A 19646-nucleotide genomic window follows, 5' to 3' on the forward strand; every position below is an offset into this window, starting at 1 on the left:
CGCGCGTTTTCGCCCCGCGCGCAGGAAGAGGTTGAGGATCCGAGCTCTGGGTGGCCCGGAGGCCGGGGGCCGATGTCTCACGCCCGGCCTGTGTGGTCAAGGCACCGCTCGGCCCTGGGCCCTGGAACGCGCTCACGGGCATGCACCCGGGACGCACTGAGCAGGGGCAACCTGGGCCAACCTCAACCTCGGTCGGCGGCGGCAACCTCAACGACCTCGGTCAGGCGGCTGGCGGCAACCTCCGGCAACCTCAACCTCGGTCGGCGGCGGCAACCTCAACCTCGGTCGGCGCCGAGCCGATGCCCCCAACCTCGGTCGCAGCCGAGCCCCCAAACCTCGGTCGCCGCAACGCCAGGCCCTCAACGTCGGTCAGGAGCCGAAGGAGCCGAGGCCCCCAACCTCGGTCACGTGGCGGCAACCCAACCTCGGTGGGTTGCCGTGCGGCCCCCAACCTCGGTCGATCCCTCTCCCGCCCCCCATGCCCCGCCAATTCAAGCCCTCTTGGAATTTCGCGCATAATCCCGGAATATTCGACCCCGTTGCGGTGGATGCGCGCCGCGCCCCTCGGCTGCCGTACTCGCCTCACCGCCCGCGTGGAGCGCATCCGTCCCAACGTATGTCCGCACTGCAGAGCACCGCGCACTGCGGAAGCTCACCGGGACGATGCCTGAAAGGGGATGGATGAGAACGCTGCAAGCGCTGTGTCTGCTGTCGATCGTGGGCCCCCTGGTGGGGCTCGTCTCGAGCGTGGCGCGCGCGCAGCCGGCGGCCGTCGACGGCGAGTTCTCGGCGCAGCGCTTCGAGCCGGCGCCGGGCTCGACGAACTACCTGAGCGTCGAGGGCGCCCGCATGGAGGCGTCCCTCGGCGTCACGGCCGGCCTCCTGTTCGACTACGCCCGCGAGCCGCTCGTCGTCGACACCTGCGTCTCCGAGACCGACTGCTCCGCCCCGAGCGCGCTGAACAAGCGAAGCGTGCCCGTCATCTCGGACATGCTGACCTGGAACCTGCTGGCCTCGATCACGCCCACGCCGTGGCTCCAGGCCGGCCTGCGCTTCCCTGTCGCCTACGTGAGGGGCCCGGGCATCGACGCCGCGACCGGCGCGGCCGCCGCGGAGGGCCTGAAGGCGTTCGGCGCCGGCGATCCGACCCTCGAGGCGAAGGCGCGGCTCCTCGGCGGCCCGCGCGATCCGCTGGTGCTCGGCGCGGCGGCCGACGTGAGCTTTCCGCTCGGCCACGCGACGAGCGAGGGCAGCTTCATCGGCAGCTCCTCGCCGATGACCGCGGGGCTGCGCCTCATCGTCGATGGCAATGCGGGCCCCCTGTCGTTCGGCGTCAACCTGCGCGGCAAGCTGCTCCCGCGAACCGCGCGGATCGGCGCGACCGAGGTCGGCCCGGCCGAGCTCCGCTACGGCGCGGCGCTCGGCTACCAGCTCGGCCCCGCGCTCCGCGTGCTCGCCGAGGGCTACGGCGCCACCCGGTTCAGCGCGCAGGGCGGCACGAACGCCCTCGAGGTGGACGCCGCGCTCCAGATCGCCCCGCGCGACCTCGGCGTCGTGCTCACCGTGGGCGGCGGCGCGGGCGCAGGCGACGGCATCGGCGTGCCCGTCGCGCGCGGCATCGCTGGAATCCTCTTCGTCCACGAGCCCGGAGACGAGGACGCCGACCGCATCGGCGACGCGGCCGACCGGTGCCCGACCCAGGCCGAGGACACGGACGGCATCGCCGACGAGGACGGCTGCCCCGAGGACGACGGCGACATGGACGGCATCCTCGACGAGCGCGACCGCTGCCCAGCCAAGGCGGAGGTCGTCAACGGGCTCGACGACGACGACGGCTGCCCCGACGACTTGCCGGACAGCGACAGGGATGGCGTCCCCGACACCCGGGACAAGTGCCCCGATCAGCCGGGCCGCGTGCTCGCACCCGAGCACTACGGCTGCCCCGACACGGACGAGGACGGCGTGCCCGATCGGGTCGACCGGTGCGCCGACACGCGCGAGGACACCGACGGGTTCGACGACGAGGACGGCTGCGCCGACGTGGACAACGACCGCGACGGCGTGCTCGACGAGCAGGACGAGTGCGTCGACCAGCCCGAGGTCAAGAACGGCTTCGAGGACGCGGACGGCTGCCCCGACGAGATCCCGGACAGCGACGCAGACGGCATCCCCGACGACAAGGACAGGTGCCCGACGCAGCCGGAGAACCTGAACGGCGTCGAGGACCTGGACGGGTGCCCGGACCGCGGCGCGAGCCTCGTCCAGATCGGCGAGCAGGTCATCGAGATCCTCCAGCGGGTCGATTTCGCGATCAACAGCGACAAGATCCAGGGCGCGCAGAGCTTCGCGGTGCTCGACGCCGTGGCCTCGGCGCTGAAGCTCCACCCGGAGATCGTCAAGGTGGAGGTCGCGGGCCACACCGACGACGCAGGACCGGCGGACATGAACCGCGCGCTGTCGCAGAGGCGCGCCGAGGCCGTGGTCGCCTACCTCACGAGCAAGGGCATCGACGCGAAGCAGCTCGTGGCGAGGGGCTACGGTCCGGACAGGCCGCTCGACGACAACAAGAGCGCCCTGGGGCGCCAGAAGAACCGGCGCGTCGAGTTCATCATCCTGCACTCGTTGAAGACGGCGCAACCTGCGCCCCCGGCGCCGTCGCCAGCGGCTCCGCCTCCCGCGGCGCCTTCGCCGGCGTCTCCGCCCGCCCCGACGCCGAGAGCGCCGTCGTCGGCGTCTCCGCTTCCGCTCTCGCCTCCGCCGCCGAAGCCCTGATCCCTCCCGCCCTGCAGCGCGCGGCCGCGCGGACGGGAAGATCCCGCCGTCCTCCCCTCTGGATCTCTCGGCCGAGCTGAGCGAGGCTTTCGCCCGCAGCATCCCGCTCCCGCTGACGGAGCCATGGAGAAAGCGCTCATGAACCGGACACTCATTGCACTACCCCTCGCGCTGTCGTCGCTGCTCGCCGCGGGCTGCGGGCACTCCGAGCAGGAGTGGAAGGCGCAGCTCGACAAGTACAACCAGCTCCAGAACCGGAGCCAGAAGAGGGAGGCTGACCTCGAGAAGGAGCTCGCCGACGCGAAGAAGCGCGTCGAGGAGCTCGAGAAGAAGCTCGCGGACCAGGGCGCCGACATCTCGAAGATGAGCTCGACGCTGGAGGACCGCGAGAAGGCGCTGGCCGAGTACAAGGCGCGCGCAAAGCAGCTCGAGGCGATCCAGGCGCGGTTCGACCTGCTCCGGAAGAAGCTCGAGGAGCTCGTCAAGCTCGGCCTGGAGGTCCAGGTCCGCAGGAACCGGATGGTCATCTCGCTGCCCGGCGACGTCCTGTTCGACTCGGGCAAGGACACGCTGAGCAAGGACGGCCAGCAGATCCTGAAGAAGATCTCGGACGTCATCCGGGGCGACAAGTCGCTCGTGGACCGCGACTACCAGGTCGCCGGGCACACCGACAGCCAGCCGTACAAGAGCGGCCCGTTCCAGGACAACTGGGGGCTGTCGCTGATGCGCGCCCGCGCCGTGCTGCTGTTCCTGATCGGCAAGGAGGGCCAGCTGCCGACGAGGCACTGGAGCGCGGCAGGGTTCGCGGACACGGACCCGATCGCGAGCAACAACACGCCGGCCGGCAAGCAGAAGAACCGCAGGTGCGACCTGATCGTGCTGCCGGACGTCGACGAAATGCTCGACCTGACCAAGCTCGCCACGAAGTGAGGGCGAGAGCGAGAGGTCGAGCCGCCGTCCGCGCGTTCGGACGGCGGCTCGACGACGCTCGCCGCGAAGCGAGGGCCCGCACGCGAGAGAGCTCCGGGGCGCCCGGCGCAGCGCGAGGGCTCAACCGCCGAGCCAATCCCGCGCCAGATCGAGCGCGCGGGCGTTGTCCGGAACATCGCGAAGGAAGCGCTCGCGCCAGGTCGGGTCGCTGAGCTTCTCCGCGCGCGCGAGCAGCGCCGCCTTGGCCGACGCGATCGCGACCTCGGCCTCGGCGCGCCTGCCGCTCGCGGCGAGCGCCTCGGCATACGTCAGGCGGACGAGCGCCTCACCCTCTTCCAAGGTGCCGAACTCCGAAAGCCGCGCGCTCGCCTCGGCGGCAGCCCGCACCGCCTCGTCGGTGCGCCCGAGCGCGAGCAGCACGCGCGCGAGGATGGAGAATGCCTGCACGCCGAGCGTCGGCGCGTGCTCGAAGAGCGCGATCGCGGCGCGCGCCTCGCGCTCGGCGGCCTCGTGGTCGTCCATGGCGAAGGCGATCTTCGCGAGGTAGCAGCGAGCGAAGAGCTCCGTGCGCACCCTGCCCGCTCCCTGGCTCGACGTGACCGCCTCCTCGGCGAGCGCCCGCCCTTCGGCGAGCCGGCCGCGGCACCCGAGGGCGTGCGCGAGGTTGGCCTGCGCGGCGAACTTCATGTCGTCCAGGCGCATCCGGTCGGCCGCCTTCACGGCCGTCCACAGCATCGACTCCGCCGTCTCGAAGTCGCCGAGCTCGATGTACACGGAGCCCAGGCCCCCCCGGACGCTGGACGCGTTGCGATGATCGCCGGCCTGCTCGAACGCGAGCAACGCAGCCTCCAGGCTGGTAGCACCGGCCCCCAGATCGCCGGTGCAGACTCCGTGCATCGAGCGCGCCTCATGGAGGTGCGCGATCGCCTCGAGATCTGGCGCCGCCCCGTCCGCGATGGCGCGATCGACGACGTCGAGCAGCGCGGCGCCTTCGGCGTACCGTCCCCCCAGCGACAGCGCGCCCGCGCCCACGGACAGGCAGCGGAGCTTCGCGCTCTGCGCGTCGTCTGGAGCAGCCACGTCCACCGCCTCGGTCAACCAGCGCGCGACCTCCTCCATCCGCCCCAGCTTGGACGCGGCCCACGCCATGGAGATGATGGCCGAGAACCACGCGGTCGAGCCGCGCTCCACGAGGCGCAGCGCCTCGCTCCCCCGCTCCACGGAGAGCGCGAGATCGCCTCGCCACACATGGGCCTCCGCCTGGACCCCCCGGAGCCTTCCGGCGGTGTCCCCGGCCGCGCCGCAGCCGATGCCCCGGTCCGCCCGCGCGATCGCCGCGTCGAGATCGCCGCCCCGGAGCGCCCCCTCGGCCGCCCGCAGGTACGCCTCCGCCGCGCGCGCCGGCGCGCCGCCGATCTCGAAGTGCTCCCCCAGCACCATCGCGTCCGCGCCGCCGGTCCGCTCCAGCCAGTCGCCCGCGAGGCCGTGGCCGACGCGGCGGTCGCGCTCCGTGAGCATGCCGTACGCCGCCTCCCGCACCAGCGCGTGACGGAACTGGTACTCCACCTCGCCCGCGATCCGCGCCTCGGGCCGCCGCACCAGCAGCTCGCGCCGCGAGAGCTCCGCGAGCGGCTGCTCGACCTGCGCCCCGCCCACCAGCGCCGCCACCGCCCCCTTCCAGGACGTCTCGCCGAACACGCTCGCCGCGCGCAGCACCCGCCGCTCCTCCACGCCCAGCGCCTCCAGCCGCGCCTGCACCATCGCCAGCGCCGTCTCCGGCATGCCCTCGCCGCGGCCCTCGGCCACCGCCCGGATCTGCTCCTCCAGCACGAACGCGTTGCCCTCGGCGCGCGCCAGCAGCTCGTCCACCTGCGCCCCGCTCACCCCGTCGCCGAGCACCTCGCGCACGAGCCGCTCGCTCGCCCGCCGCGGCAGCGGCGACAGGCGCAGCTGCAGCCCGATCCGCTGGCCCCAGAGCTCGGGGAACAGCTCGTCCACCTCGGGGCGCGCCAGCGCCAGCACCAGCAGCGGCAGGTCCCTCGCGTGCTGCAGCGCAGCGTCGATCAGCCGCACCGTCGGCAGGTCACCCCAGTGCAGATCTTCGATCACCAGCAGCACCGGCCGCCGCTGGCACTCGGCCTTCACGAAGTCCTCGAACGCCTCGCGGATGCGGTCGCCCATCAGCACGGGGCTCTGGCGCGCCGCCTGGAGCTGCACATCGCCCTCGTCGGGGAACGGCGCCCCCACCAGCTCGCCGAGGAACGCCGCGACGTGCGGCCCCTTGGCCCGGAGCCCATCGAGCTGCCGGACCCGCGCGAGCACCTTGCGCCGCCGCACCTCCAGCGCCTCGCCGTCGAGCAGCCCCATGGCGCGTCGCAGCGCCTGGGCGACGAGGCCGAAGGCCGAGCCGGCCGCCATCGGATCGGCCCTGCCTATCCAGATCTCGGCGCCATCGCCCTGCTCCTTGACGGAGCGGAGGAACTCCCAGGCGAGGCGCGACTTGCCCACGCCCGCGGCGCCGGTGACGACCACCGCGCTCGCGGTCGGCTCGTCCACGCAATGGCGCCACTCCGTCGAGAGCTGCGAGAGCTCGCGCTCCCGCCCCACGCAGGGCGTCGGCTTTCCGAGCAGCCTGGGGACAGCATCCGGCTCCTCCTTCGGGCCCCGCAGCCAGCACCCGTCCGGGCCCTGGAGGGTCTCGAATCGGCTCGTGAGCAGGCCCGCCGTCGCGCTGTCGACCCGGATGCCCGCCCCCGGCGCGCCGGCGTGCGGCGGCAGGAGCTGCACGACGCGATCGATCAGCGCGCCGACCGGCAGCCGCCCCGCGACCTCGGCCAGCCCCGTCACGACCGATACCGGCGCGCCGCCGAGGGCTGCCCGCACCGCGAGCGCGCAATGGGCCGCGCGCGCGGCGAGATCCGTCGGCGCCTCGGCGCCGGACAGCGCGATGAGCAGCCACTTCGACTGCAGGAGCTCGAGGCGCCCGCCGTGGCGCAGCGCGATCTCGCGCAGGGCCACCGCTTGCGCCTCCCCCTCCGCGTCCGAGAGCGTCGCGTCCGTCTCCGCGCCGCGGCTTTCAGCCAAGATGACGCACATCACCCGTCGCTCCGCCGTCGTGATCTCCGCGCTCGGCGCGGGCGGCGCCGGGCTCGTTTCCCAGCAGGCGGCGAGCCTTCCGCACGCCAGGGCCAAGAGCTCCTCGGCGACGGCGGCGCCGTCGCGCGGCCGGCGCTCCGCCGGCTTCGACAGCATCCTGGCCACGAGGCGCTCCAGCGGCTCGGGGATGCCGTCGCGCAGCTCCCCGAGCCGCGGCGGCTCTTCCAGCACCACCTTCACGAGCAGCGACAGCGCGTTGTCGCCGACGAACGCCGGGCGCCCCGCGAGGCACTCGAACAGGATGCACCCGAGCGCGAACACATCCGCGCGGGCGTCGACCGGAGGCTCGCCGCACGCCTGCTCGGGGGCGATGTACCCGGGCGTGCCCAGGATCGCCCCCGGCGCCGTCAGGCTCCGCGTGAGCCCGATGTCGCGCGCGATGCCGAAGTCCAGCAGCGTGGCCCGCTCCACCGCGCCGTCCACGAGCATCAGGTTGCTCGGCTTCAGGTCCCGGTGGACGATCCCGCGCTGGTGCACCGCCCCGAGCGTCGTCGCCACCCGCGCCGCGAGCGTCACGCTCTCCGCGATGGAGAGCGGCCCTCGAGCGAGCCTCTGGTCCAGCGTGACGCCTTCCAGCCACTCCATCGCCAGGCACGGCTGTCCTGCGCCGGTCGTCCCGTGCGCCACGTACCGCACGACCCCTGGCAGCCGCAGCGCGACGAGCGCCTCCGCCTCCCGCGACAGCCGTCGCAGATCGCCCGCGCTCGCTCTGTGAAGCACCTTGAGCGCGACCGTCTCCCCCGACCGCCGGTCCCGCGCTCGGTAGACGTCCCCCATCCCGCCGGAGCCGGCGAGCTGCTCGATCTCGAACCGATCCTCGACCACGTCCGAAACGCGGATCGCGTTTGTAATAAATTTCACACAACCCTCGAGCCCACAGCACGCATGCGCAGGATCCCAGTGGTTTACCGGGAGAAAGCGCAATATAGCTTACATTGATAAACAAAGCGTCCGGGGCATCAGTCATCGTGATTCGCGCATCCGCCGAGCCACTGCTGCGCGAGCTCGATCGTGCGGGCGTTGTCCGGCACGTCCCGGAGGAAGCGCTCGCGCCAGGTCGGGTCGCTTAGCTTCTCGGCGCGCGCGAGCAGCGCCGCCGTGGCCGACGCGATCGCGGCCTCGGCCTCGGCGCGCTTGCCGCTCGCGGCGAGCGCTTCGGCATAGGTCAGGCGGACGAGCGACTCGCCGTCTTCCAGCGTGCCGAACTCCGCGAGTCGCGCGCTCGCCTCGGCGGCGGCCCGCATCGCCTCGTCGGTGCGCCCGAGCGCGAGCAGCGTGCGCGCGAGGATGGAAAAGGCCTGCACGCCGAGCGTCGGTGCGCTCTCCAAGAGCGCGATGGCGGAGCGCGCCTCGCGCTCGGCGGCCTCGAGATCGCCCAGGGCGAGGGCGATCTTCGCGAGGTAGCAGCGAGCGAAGAGCTCCGTGCGCACCATGCCCGCTCCCTGGCTCGACGTGACCGCCGCCTCGGCGAGCGCCCGCCCTTCGGCGGGTCGACCACGGCACGCCACGACACGGGCGAGGTTCGACTCCGCCGAGAGCTTCACGTCTTGCAGGTGAAGCCGGTCGGACTCCTCCGATGCTTCGCGCAATGTCGATTCAGCCGTTTCGAAGTCGCCGAGCTCTGCATAGACGAATCCGAGGTTTCCTCGTTCACCACAGGCATTGCGTCGATCCCCGGCCATCTCGAAGGCGAGTATCGCGGCTTTCATGCGATCCGCGCCGGCGCCCAGATCGCCGGTGCAGATCGCATGGTAGGACCGCGCCAAGTGGAGCCGCGTGGCGACCACCTCGAGGCCTCGTGCCTCGACGCTCGCCAGCGCGCGCTCGACGGCCTCGACCAGCGCACCGCCTGCCGCGTAACGTCCGTTGAGCAGCAGCGCGATCGCACACTCGGCAAGGCAGATGAGCTTGACGGCCGTGTCGTCGCCCCGAGCGGCGGTATCCGCCGCGATGGCCGTCCAGCGCTCGACCTCATCAGGCCGGCCCAGCTTGGACGAGGCCAGCACGACCTGGGTGATGGCCGAGAACCACGCGGCCGAGCCGCGCTCCACAAGGCCCCCCGCCTCGCTCCCCCGCTCCGCGGCGAGCGCGAGATCGCCTCGCCACACATGGGCCTCCGCCTGGACTTGGCGGAATCGGCCGGTGGTCCCCCCGGCCGTGCCGCAGCCGATGCCCCGGTCCGCCCGCGCGATCGCCGCGTCGAGATCGCCGCCCCGGAGCGCCTCCTCGGCCGCCCGCAGGTACGCCTCCGCCGCGCGCGCCGGCGCGCCGCCGATCTCGAAGTGCTCCGCCAGCACCATCGCATCCGCGCCGCCGGTCCGCTCCAGCCAGTCGCCCGCGAGGCCATGGCCGACGCGGCGGTCGCGCTCCGTGAGCATGCCGTACGCCGCCTCCCGCACCAGCGCGTGACGGAACTGGTACTCCACCTCGCCCGCGATGCGCGCCTCGCGCCGTCGCACCAGCAGCTCGCGCTGCTCCAGCTCCGCGAGCGGCTGCTCGACCTGCGCCCCGCCCACCAGCGCCGCCATCGCCCCCTTCCAGGACGTCTCGCCGAACACGCTCGCCGCGCGCAGCACCCGCCGCTCCTCCACGCCCAGCGCCTCCAGCCGCGCCTGCACCATCGCCAGCGCCGTCTCTGGCATGGCCTCGCCGCGGCCCTCGGCCACCGCCCGGATCTGCTCCTCCAGCACGAACGCGTTGCCCTCGGCGCGCGCGATGAGCGCGTTGACCTGCCCGTCGCTCACGCCGTCGCCCAGCACCTGCCGCACGAGCCGCTCGCTCGCCCGCCGCGGCAGCGGCGACAGGCGCAGCCGCAGACCGATCCGCTGGCCCCAGAGGTCGGGGAACAGCTCGTCCACCTCGGGGCGCGCCAGCGCCAGCACCAGCAGCGGCAGGTCCCTCGCGTGCTGCAGCGCAGCGTCGATCAGCCGCACCGTCGGCAGGTCGCCCCAGTGCAAGTCCTCCAGCACCAGCAGCACCGGCCGCCGCTGGCACTCGGCCTTCATGAAGTCCTCGAACACCTCGCGGATGCGATCGCCCATCAGCACCGGGTTCTGCCGTGCCGCCTGCAGCTGCACGTCGCCCTCGTCGGGGAACGGCGCCCCCACCAGCTCGCCGAGGAACGCCGCGACGTGCGGCCCCTTGGCCCGGAGCCCATCGAGCTGCCCCACCCGGTCGAGCACCTTGCGCCGCCGCACCTCCAGCGGCTCGCCGTCGAGGATGCCCATGGCGCGGCGCAGCGCCTGGGAGAGCAGGCCGAAGGCCGAGCCGGCCGCCATCGGATCGGCCCTGCCGATCCAGATCTCGGCGCCATCGCCCTGCTCCTTGACGGAGCGGAGGAACTCCCAGGCGAGGCGCGACTTGCCGAGACCGGGGGCGCCCACGACCACCACGGCGCTCGCGGACGGCTCGTCCACGCAATGGCGCCACTCCGTCGAGAGCTGCGAGAGCTCGCGCTCCCGCCCCACACACGGCGTCGGCTTCCCGAGCAGCCTCGGGACGGTGTCAGGCTCCGCCTTGGGGCTGCGAAGCCAGCATCCGTCCGGCCCCCGCGCCGTGTCGAAGCGGCTCGCCAGCAGGCTCGCCGTCGCGTCGTCGAGCCGGATACCCGCCGGCGGCGGTCCGTCACGACCGACGATGAGCTGCGCCACGCGATCGACGAGCTCGCCCACAGGCAGCCTCCCCTCGGTCTCCGCCAGCCCCGTCGCGACGGCCATGGGCGCGACGCCGAGCACCGTCCGGAGCGCGAGCGCGCAATGGGCCGCTCGCACCGCGAGGTCCGTCGGCGACTCGGCGCCCGACAGCGCGATGAGCAGCCACTTCGATTGCAGGAAATCGAGGCTCCCGCCGTGGCGCGCCGCGATGTCCCGCAGCGCCTGTGCCCGCGCGGCGCCCTCGGCCGCAGGCAGCATCGCGTCCGTCCCCTCGCTGCCGCTCTCGGCCAGGATGACGCACATCACCCGCCGCTCCGCCGTCGTGATCTCCCCGTCCGGCGCGCGCGGCGCCGCGACCGCGCTCCTCCCTGCAGCGAGCGCCTCGCCGGCCAAGGCGGCGAGCTCCGCCGCGACGGCGGCGCCATCGCGCGGCCGCTCGAGAGCCTTCTTGGACAGCATCCTGGCCACGAGGCGCTCGAGCGGCCCAGGGATGCCGCCGCGCAGCTCCCCGAGCCGCGGCGGCTCTTCCAGCACCACCTTCACGAGCAGCGCGAGCGCCTTGTCGCCCACGAACGCCGGGCGCCCCGCCAGGCACTCGAACAGCACGCACCCGAGCGCGAACACATCCGCGCGGGAATCGACGGCCGAATCGCCGCGCGCCTGCTCGGGGGCCATGTACCCGGGCGTGCCCAGGATCGCCCCCGGCGCCGTCAGGCTCCGCGTGAGCCCGATGTCGCGCGCGATGCCGAAGTCCAGCAGCGTGGCCCGCTCCACCGCGCCGCCCACGAGCATCAGGTTGCTCGGCTTCAGGTCCCGGTGGACGATCCCGAGCCTGTGCACCGCCCCGAGCGTCGTCGCCACCCGCGCCGCGAGCGTCACGCCCTCCGCGATGGAGAGCGGCCCTCGGGCGAGCCTCTGGTCCAGCGTGACGCCTTCGAGCCACTCCATCGCCAGGTACGGCCGCCCTGCGCCGGTCGTCCCGTGCGCCACGTACTGGACGACCCCTGGCAGCCGCAGCGCGACGAGCGACTCCGCTTCCCGCGCGAACCGGCGCAGATCGGCCGCGCTCGCGCTCTGAAGCACCTTGAGCGCCACCGCCTCCCCCGACCGCCGGTCCCGCGCTCGGTAGACGTCCCCCATCCCGCCGGAGCCGGCGAACCGCTCGATCTCGAACCGATCCTCGACCACCTCCGCAATCCACATGGCGTCGGCAATGTAGTTCGCGCGAGCCCCCGCGTGCGTGCTTCTCGCGCGCACGGCCCCCCCCCGCGAAGCGACGCACCGTGAAAGCAGGCGGCGCCCGCGGCGGCAGGGCGGGGCGCGCTGCCGCAACGAAGTACGACTGTAGTACAAGAAGGGGGGAATGAAGCGCCCCGCTCCCTCGAACGGATCCGTGCCCCCGATCTGGGAGACGGCCGCGGAGGCGCTCGGCGACACCATCACCGCGCCGGACGGGACGATCCGCAGTCCCTTACCTGCCGGCGGCCCCCCCAGGGTGCTCGCTCGAACGTTGGTCGCCCCGACGCGTGACGAGACGCAAATGCTGCCCACCGTGGTCGTGGCGCGCGACGCCGGAGCGCCGGGGGAGGCCGACCTGGTCCGGTTGCGCACCCTCGGCGAGGGAGGAATGGGGCGCGTGGAGCTCGCGCGGCAGCGCTCGCTGGAGCGCGACGTGGCCATCAAGTCGCTGCCCGCCGAGACGGACGCCGCGGCCGCCGCGTCGCTGCTGCGAGAGGCGCGCATCACCGGGGCGCTGGAGCACCCCAACATCGTGCCCGTGCATGCGCTGGCCCTCAACGACGCCGGACAGCCCGTGCTGGTTATGAAGCGCGTCGAGGGCGTCGCGTGGCGGGCGCTGATCCACGATCCGGAGCACCCGGCGTGGCAGAGCGCGCGGCACGACCGGATCGGGCGGCATGTCGAGATCCTCCAGCAGGTGTGCAATGCGGTGCACTTCGCCCATAGCCGCAGGGTGGTCCACCGCGACGTCAAGCCGGACAACGTGATGATCGGCGCCTTCGGCGAGGTGTACCTGCTCGACTGGGGGATCGCGCTGCGCCTCGATTCCCCCGAGGACGTGGCCTCCACGGCGCTCGTCGGCACGCCGGCGTACCTCGCGCCGGAGATGCTCGACGGCAGGGAATCGGTGGGCCCGTGGACCGACGTGTACCTGCTCGGCGCGAGCTTGCACGAGGCGCTCACCGGCAGGCCGCGCCACGAGGGGAGGACGATCCGCGACGTGCTGCGCGCGGCGCACGAGTCGGCGCCGGTGGAGTACGAGGCGTCGGTGCCATGGGAGCTCGGGGCGATCTGCAACCGCGCCACGAGCGCCGACCCTGGAGCGCGCTTCGCGAGCGCGCTCGAGGTGCGCGATGCGCTGACGGATTTCCTCCGCCACCGGGGCTCGGTGGAGCTCGGCGAGGAGGCGTCGCGGCGGCTGGACGAGCTGGACGCGGCCGTGGCCGCTGGGTGTGACGAGGAGGCGCACAGGCTATCGGCCGAGTGCCGGTTCGGCTTCCAGCAGGCGCTCCGTGCCTGGCCCGAGAACGCCGCGGCCCGCGCCGGCATGACGGCGTACCTCGAGCGTGCGTTCGCCCTGGAGGTGGCGCGCCGCAATCCCGCCGCGGCCGGCGCGTTGCTCGCAGAGATGCCGCCGGAGAGGCGCGCGGATCTCGAGGCGCAGCTCGAGGCGCTGGGGCGCGAGATCGAGGCGGAGGCGCGCGCCCGGGCGGACCTCACCCGGCTCCGTCACGAGGGGAGCTTCGCCATCTCCTTGCGGCAGCGGGTGGTCGTCCAGTTCGGGCTCGTCGCGAGCCTCGCCGTCGCAGGCGTCCTGGTGCTTGCGCTGGAGGGGCGGGGCGTCGCGCTCTTCACCCTCCGCAACGTGGCGTGGGCGCAGGCCCTCGTCATCGTGGTCTTCCTCTCGGCGCTGGCGCTCGGCCGGCGGCGCCTGCTCGCCAACCGTGTCGGCAGGCAATACGCCGTGGTGATCACGGCGGACATGGTGGCCTGCCTCGGCGCCACGCTCATCGGGCTCGCCGCCGGGATCCCGGTCGCGACCGTGACGGCGCTGTGCTTCGTCATGTGCGCGCTCACGTGTGTATTCGCGGCGGTGGTGTTCGCGCAGCGGTTCATCGAGCTCGCCCTGGCGCTCGTCGCGGGGGCGATCGGGTGCGTCGTCTTTCCGGACCAGGTCGCGCTCGTGCATATCGGGATGGCCGTGATGAGCGGGCTCGTGACGCTCCGGCTGCGCGCCGACGCCGACGCTGCGTAGGCGGCGTTCGCCCGCCGTAGCAGGCAGATGAGCGCGCGCGACACGCGGGGGGCGCCAGGTGCGCCGCCGCCGGGCGAGCACCGCCGTCATCGCTGCGCTGGTCACCCGGCGCCGCCGCCCTTAGGCTCACCGCCGCGATGCCCCGCTGGTTCAACACCGCAGGCCCCTGCAACCCGGCCGATCACTACATGCTCCCGGCGGAGGAGCGCTTGCCCGCGGTGCGCGATCTCATCGATCGCAAGGCCTACTTCGTCCTGCACGCGCCGCGGCAGATCGGCAAGACGACCTCGCTGCTCGCGGTCGCCCGGGATCTCACGGCCGAGGGGCGCTACGTGGCGGTCCTCGTCTCGGCGGAGGTTGGCGCCCCCTTTCCCGACGACCCCGGCGCAGCCGAGCTCGCGATGCTCGCCGAGTGGCGCCGCTTTGCCGACTGGCAGCTCCCCGCCGCACTCCGGCCGCCCCCCTTCCCCGAAGCGCCCCCTGGGCAGCGTATCGGGGCTGCCCTGGGCTCCTGGGCCGAGGCCGCGCCGCGCCCGCTCGTCGTGTTCCTCGATGAGGCCGACGCGCTGCGCGACGCGGCGCTCATCTCGATGCTGCGCCAGATCCGCAGCGGGTATGCGAGCCGTCCACACGGTTTCCCGCATGCGCTCGCCCTCGTCGGCCTGCGCGACGTGCGCGACTACAAGGTCGCTTCCGGCGGCAGCGACAGGCTCGGCACAGCGAGCCCGTTCAACATCAAGGTCGAGTCGCTCACGCTGCGCAACTTCACCCGCGACGAGGTCGCGGCGCTCTACGGACAGCACACGACCGACACCGGGCAGGTCTTCCAGCCGGACGCCGTGGACCGCGCGTTCGAGCTCACCCAGGGCCAGCCGTGGCTCGTCAACGCGCTCGCCCGCCAGCTCGTCGAGGTCCTCGTCAAGGATCGCGCGCAACCCATCACGCCTGCGGACGTCGATCGCGCCAAGGAGATCCTCGTCGAGCGGCAGGACACGCACCTCGACAGCCTGGTGGATCGCCTGCGCGAGCCGCGCATCCGCGCCGTGATCGAGCCGATGCTCGCCGGCACCGCGTTGCCCAGCGTGCCCCCCGACGACCTTCGCTTCGCCATCGACCTGGGCCTCGTGCGCATGACCGCGGAGGGCGGACTCGACATCGCCAACCCCATCTACCGCGAGATCGTCGTCCGCGAGCTCGCGTTCCCGATCCGCGCCTCGCTCCCCCAGATCAAGGCCACGTGGCTCACGCAGGACGGCCGCCTCGACGCGGACCGCCTGCTCGACGCCTTCCTCGCCTTCTGGCGCCAGCACGGCGAGCCGCTCCTCGGCGCCGCGGCCTACCACGAGATCGCACCGCACCTCGTTGTCATGGCCTTCCTCCACCGCGTGGTGAACGGCGGCGGCACCATCGAGCGCGAGTACGCCATCGGCCGGGGCAGGATGGATCTGTGCGTTCGTTATGCCGGCGAGACGCTCGCCATCGAGCTCAAGGTCTGGCGAGACGGCCGGCCGGATCCCCTCGCCGAGGGGCTCGCTCAGCTCGACGAGTACCTCGCCGGGCTGGGGCTCCAGCGCGGATGGCTCATCCTCTTCGATCAGCGCGCGGGACAGCCCCCCATCGCCGAGCGCACCCGCCGCGAGCACGCGCTGACCCCTGCCGGCCGCGAGGTCGTCGTCATTCGCGCCTGAGCGCGCTCGTGCCGTGTCCTGATGGGCACCGGCGTGTCCTGATGGGCACCGGCGTGTCCTGATGGCTCCCTGGCATGTCCAGATGGCCCCCGCGCCTGTCCAGATGGCCCCGAGGATGTCCAGATGGCCCCCGGGCGTGTCCAGATGCCCCCCGCGCCTGTCCAGATGGCCGCGCGGTCATCACCCGGGCCCCCCGGTGCGGACCTCGCTGCCGAGCACAGAGCGGCTCAGCCGCCGAGCCAGTCCCGCGCCAGCTCGATCGTGCGGGCGTTGTCCGGAGCGTCCCGGAGGAAGCGCTCGCGCCACGTCGGGTCGCTGAGCTTCTCGGCGCGCGCGAGCAGCGCCGCCTTGGCCGACCGGATCGCGACCTCGGCCTCGGCGCGCCTGCCGCTCGCGGCGAGCGCCTCGGCATACGTCAGGCGGACGAGCGACTCGCCCTCTTCCACGGTGCCGAACTCCGAAAGCCGCGCGCTCGCCTCGGTGGCAGCGCGCACCGCCTCGTCGGTGCGCCCGAGCGCGAGCAGCGTGCGCGCGAGGATGGAGAAGGCCTGCACGCCGAGCGTCGGCGCGCTCTCGAAGAGGGCGATCGCGGCGCGCGCCTCGCGCTCGGCGGCCCTGTGGTCGTCCATGGCGAGGGCGATCTTCGCGAGGTAGCAGCGAGCGAAGAGCTCCGTGCGCACCTGGCCCGCTCCCTGGCTCGACACGGTCGCCGCCTCGGCGAGCGCCCGCCCTTCGGCGAGCCGGCCGCAGTACCCGAGGGCGTGCGCGAGGTTGGCCTGCGCGCCGAACTTCAGCTCGTCCAGGCGCATCCGGTCGGCCTCCTCCACGGCTGTCCGCAGCATCGATTGCGCCTTCTCGAAGTCACCGAGCTCCGTACACACGGAGCCCAGGCTCGACCGGTTGCTGCACGCGTTGCGGTGATCGCCGGCTTGCTCGAACGCGAGCAACGCAGCCTCCAGGCTGGTAGCGCCGGCCCCCATGTCGCCGGTGCAGATCGCGTGCGCCGAGCGCGCCTGATGGAGGTGCGCGACCGCCTCGAGATCGGGCGCCCCCACGTCCCCAATGGCACGCTGGACAGCGTCGAGCAGCGCGGCGCCTTCGGCATACCGTCCCCCCATCGACAGCACGGCCGCCCCCATGGACAGGCAGCGGAGCTTCGCGCTCTGCGCGTCGTCTGGAGCAGCCACGTCCACCGCCTCGGTCAACCAGCGCGCGAGCTCATCCAGCCGCCCCAGCTTGGACGCGGCCGCCGCCATCGGGGTGATGGCCGAGAACCACGCGGTCGAGCCGCGCTCCACGAGGCGCAGCGCCTCGCTCCCCCGCTCCACGGAGAGCGCGAGATCGCCTCGCCACACATGGGCCTCCGCCTGGACCCCCCGGAGCCTTCCGGCGGTGTCCCCGGCCGCGCCGCAGCCGATGCCCCGGTCCGCCCGCGCGATCGCCGCGTCGAGATCGCCGCCCCGGAGCGCCCCCTCGGCCGCCCGCAGGTACGCCTCCGCCGCCCGCGCCGGCGCGCCGCCGATCTCGAAGTGCTCCGCCAGCACCATCGCGTCCGCGCCGCCGGTCCGCTCCAGCCAGTCGCCCGCGAGGCCGTGGCCGACGCGGCGGTCGCGCTCCGTGAGCATGCCGTACGCCGCCTCCCGCACCAGCGCGTGACGGAACTGGTACTCCACCTCGCCCGCGATCCGCGCCTCGCGCCGTCGCACCAGCAGCTCGCGCTGCTCCAGCTCCGCGAGCGGCTGCTCGACCTGCGCCCCGCCCACCAGCGCCGCCATCGCCCCCTTCCAGGACGTCTCGCCGAACACGCTCGCCGCGCGCAGCACCCGCCGCTCCTCCACGCCCAGCGCCTCCAGCCGCGCCTGCACCATCGCCAGCGCCGTCTCCGGCATGCCCTCGCCACGGCCCTCGGCCACCGCCCGGATCTGCTCCTCCAGCACGAACGCGTTGCCCTCGGCGCGCGCCAGCAGCTCGTCCACCTGCGCCCCGCTCACCCCGTCGCCGAGCACCTGCCGCACGAGCCGCTCGCTCGCCCGCCGCGGCAGCGGCGACAGGCGCAGCTGCAGCCCGATCCGCTGGCCCCAGAGCTCGGGGAACAGCTCGTCCACCTCGGGGCGCGCCAGCGCCAGCACCAGCAGCGGCAGGTCCCTCGCGTGCTGCAGCGCAGCGTCGATCAGCCGCACCGTCGGCAGGTCGCCCCAGTGCAAGTCCTCCAGCACCAGCAGCACCGGCCGCCGCTGGCACTCGGCCTTCACGAAGTCCTCGAACACCTCGCGGATGCGATCGCCCATCAGCACCGGGTTCTGCCGTGCCGCCTGGAGCTGCACGTCGCCCTCGTCGGGGAACGGCGCCCCCACCAGCTCGCCGAGGAACGCCGCGACGTGCGGCCCCTTGGCCCGGAGCCCATCGAGCTGCCCCACCCGGTCGAGCACCTTGCGCCGCCGCACCTCCAGCGGCTCGCCGTCGAGGATACCCATGGCGCGGCGCAGCGCCTGGGAGAGCAGGCCGAAGGCCGAGCCGGCCGCCATCGGATCGGCCCTGCCGATCCAGATCTCGGCGCCATCGCCCTGCTCCTTGACGGAGCGGAGGAACTCCCAGGCGAGGCGCGACTTGCCCACGCCCGCGGCGCCCACGACCACCACCGCGCTCGCGGACGGCTCGTCCACGCAATGGCGCCACTCCGTCGAGAGCTGAGAGAGCTCGCGCTCCCGCCCCACACACGGCGTCGGCTTCCCGAGCAGCCTCGGGACGGTGTCAGGCTCCGCCTTGGGGCTGCGAAGCCAGCATCCGTCCGGCCCCCGCGCCGTGTCGAAGCGGCTCGCCAGCAGGCTCGCCGTCGCGTCGTCGAGCCGGATACCCGCCGGCGGCGGTCCGTCACGACCGACGATGAGCTGCGCCACGCGATCGACGAGCTCGCCCACAGGCAGCCTCCCCTCGGTCTCCGCCAGCCCCGTCGCGACGGCCATGGGCGCGCCGCCGAGCACCGTCCGGAGCGCGAGCGCGCAATGGGCCGCTCGCACCGCGAGGTCCGTCGGCGACTCGGCGCCCGACAGCGCGATGAGCAGCCACTTCGATTGCAGGAAATCGAGGCTCCCGCCGTGGCGCGCCGCGATGTCCCGCAGCGCCTGTGCCTGCGCGACGCCCTCGGCCGCAGGCAGCATCGCGTCCGTCCCCTCGCTGCCGCTCTCGGCCAGGATGACGCACATCACCCGCCGCTCCGCCGTCGTGATCTCCCCGTCCGGCGCGCGCGGCGCCGCGACCGCGCTCCTCCCTGCAGCGAGCGCCTCGCCGGCCAAGGCGGCGAGCTCCGCCGCGACGACGGCGCCATTGCGCGGCCGCTCGAGAGCCTTCTTGGACAGCATCCTGGCCACGAGGCGCTCGAGCGGCCCAGGGATACCGCCGCGCAGCTCCCCGAGCCGCGGCGGCTCTTCCAGCACCACCTTCACGAGCAGCGCGAGCGCCTTGTCGCCCACGAATGTCGGGCGCCCCGCCAGGCACTCGAACAGCACGCACCCGAGCGCGAACACATCCGCGCGGGCGTCGACCGACGGATCGCCGCACGCCTGCTCGGGGGCCATGTACCCGGGCGTGCCCAGGATCGCCCCCGGCGCCGTCAGGCTCCGCGTGAGCCCGATGTCGCGCGCGATGCCGAAGTCCAGCAGCGTGGCCCGCTCCACCGCGCCGCCCACGAGCATCAGGTTGCTCGGCTTCAGGTCCCGGTGGACGATCCCGAGCCTGTGCACCGCCCCGAGCGTCGTCGCCACCCGCGCCGCGAGCGTCACGCCCTCCGCGATGGAGAGCGGCCCGCGAGCGAGCCTCTGGTCCAGCGTGACGCCTTCGAGCCACTCCATCGCCAGGTACGGCTGACCCGCGCCGGTCGTCCCGTGCGCCACGTACTGGACGACCCCTGGCAGCCGCAGCGCGACGAGCGACTCCGCTTCCCGCGCGAACCGGCGCAGATCGGCCGCGCTCGCGCTCTGAAGCACCTTGAGCGCCACCGCCTCCCCCGACCGCCGGTCCCGCGCTCGGTAGACGTCCCCCATCCCGCCGGAGCCGGCGAACCGCTCGATCTCGAACCGATCCTGGACGACGTCCGCTGCGCGCATCGCGACCGCAATGTAGTTCACGCGAGCCCCACGGTGCCTCACCCTCGCGCGCGATCGGCCCAGGTCACCG

General features: G+C 73.5%; 7 protein-coding genes. 4 read left to right on the top strand and 3 right to left on the bottom strand.

Annotated features, from left to right (window positions below; genetic code table 11):
* The first annotated feature begins 681 nt into the window (after positions 1 to 681).
* Entirely contained in the window at positions 682 to 2772 is a 2091-nt protein-coding gene (locus tag WME90_RS26885) for an OmpA family protein (RefSeq protein ID WP_437274859.1), read from the top strand.
* 138 nt (positions 2773 to 2910) lie between these two features.
* On the top strand, positions 2911 to 3702 hold the full coding sequence (locus tag WME90_RS26890; protein WP_437274860.1) for an OmpA family protein: 792 nt from the start codon (positions 2911 to 2913) through the stop codon (positions 3700 to 3702).
* Positions 3703 to 3822: 120 nt separating this feature from the next.
* On the opposite strand, the gene WME90_RS26895 is transcribed toward WME90_RS26890, so the two are convergent.
* Together WME90_RS26895 and WME90_RS26900 are read right to left on the bottom strand one after the other, a co-directional pair.
* Positions 3823 to 7698 (bottom strand): protein kinase domain-containing protein, encoded by a 3876-nt coding sequence (locus tag WME90_RS26895; RefSeq protein ID WP_437283664.1) that lies wholly within the window; start codon positions 7696 to 7698, stop codon positions 3823 to 3825.
* Between the two features lie 119 nt (positions 7699 to 7817).
* Positions 7818 to 11714 (bottom strand): protein kinase domain-containing protein, encoded by a 3897-nt coding sequence (locus tag WME90_RS26900; protein WP_437274861.1) that lies wholly within the window; start codon positions 11712 to 11714, stop codon positions 7818 to 7820.
* A gap of 337 nt (positions 11715 to 12051) precedes the next feature.
* Here WME90_RS26900 and WME90_RS26905 point away from each other — a divergent pair, with 337 nt between their 5' ends.
* Together WME90_RS26905 and WME90_RS26910 are read left to right on the top strand one after the other, a co-directional pair.
* Entirely contained in the window at positions 12052 to 13785 is a 1734-nt protein-coding gene (locus WME90_RS26905; RefSeq protein ID WP_437274862.1) for a protein kinase domain-containing protein, read from the top strand.
* Between the two features lie 137 nt (positions 13786 to 13922).
* Positions 13923 to 15473, top strand: a complete 1551-nt coding sequence (locus WME90_RS26910; protein WP_437274863.1) for an ATP-binding protein — start codon at positions 13923 to 13925, stop codon at positions 15471 to 15473.
* Between the two features lie 227 nt (positions 15474 to 15700).
* On the opposite strand, the gene WME90_RS26915 is transcribed toward WME90_RS26910, so the two are convergent.
* On the bottom strand, positions 15701 to 19576 hold the full coding sequence (locus WME90_RS26915) for a protein kinase domain-containing protein (RefSeq protein ID WP_437283665.1): 3876 nt from the start codon (positions 19574 to 19576) through the stop codon (positions 15701 to 15703).
* Between the last annotated feature and the right edge of the window lie 70 nt (positions 19577 to 19646).

The sequence above is a fragment of the Sorangium sp. So ce375 genome, assembly GCF_051473855.1.
In the GTDB taxonomy this organism is placed as follows: Bacteria; Myxococcota_A; Polyangia; order Polyangiales; family Polyangiaceae; genus Sorangium.

Excerpts from the sequence above, each read along its gene's own strand:
- WME90_RS26885 (WP_437274859.1), top strand. The coding sequence starts at position 682 with ATGAGAACGCTGCAAGCGCTGTGTCTGCTGTCGATCGTGGGCCCCCTG.
- WME90_RS26890 (WP_437274860.1), top strand. The coding sequence starts at position 2,911 with ATGAACCGGACACTCATTGCACTACCCCTCGCGCTGTCGTCGCTGCTC.
- WME90_RS26900 (WP_437274861.1), bottom strand. The coding sequence starts at position 11,714 with ATGTGGATTGCGGAGGTGGTCGAGGATCGGTTCGAGATCGAGCGGTTC.
- WME90_RS26905 (WP_437274862.1), top strand. The coding sequence starts at position 12,052 with ATGCTGCCCACCGTGGTCGTGGCGCGCGACGCCGGAGCGCCGGGGGAG.
- WME90_RS26910 (WP_437274863.1), top strand. The coding sequence starts at position 13,923 with ATGCCCCGCTGGTTCAACACCGCAGGCCCCTGCAACCCGGCCGATCAC.
- WME90_RS26915 (WP_437283665.1), bottom strand. The coding sequence starts at position 19,576 with ATGCGCGCAGCGGACGTCGTCCAGGATCGGTTCGAGATCGAGCGGTTC.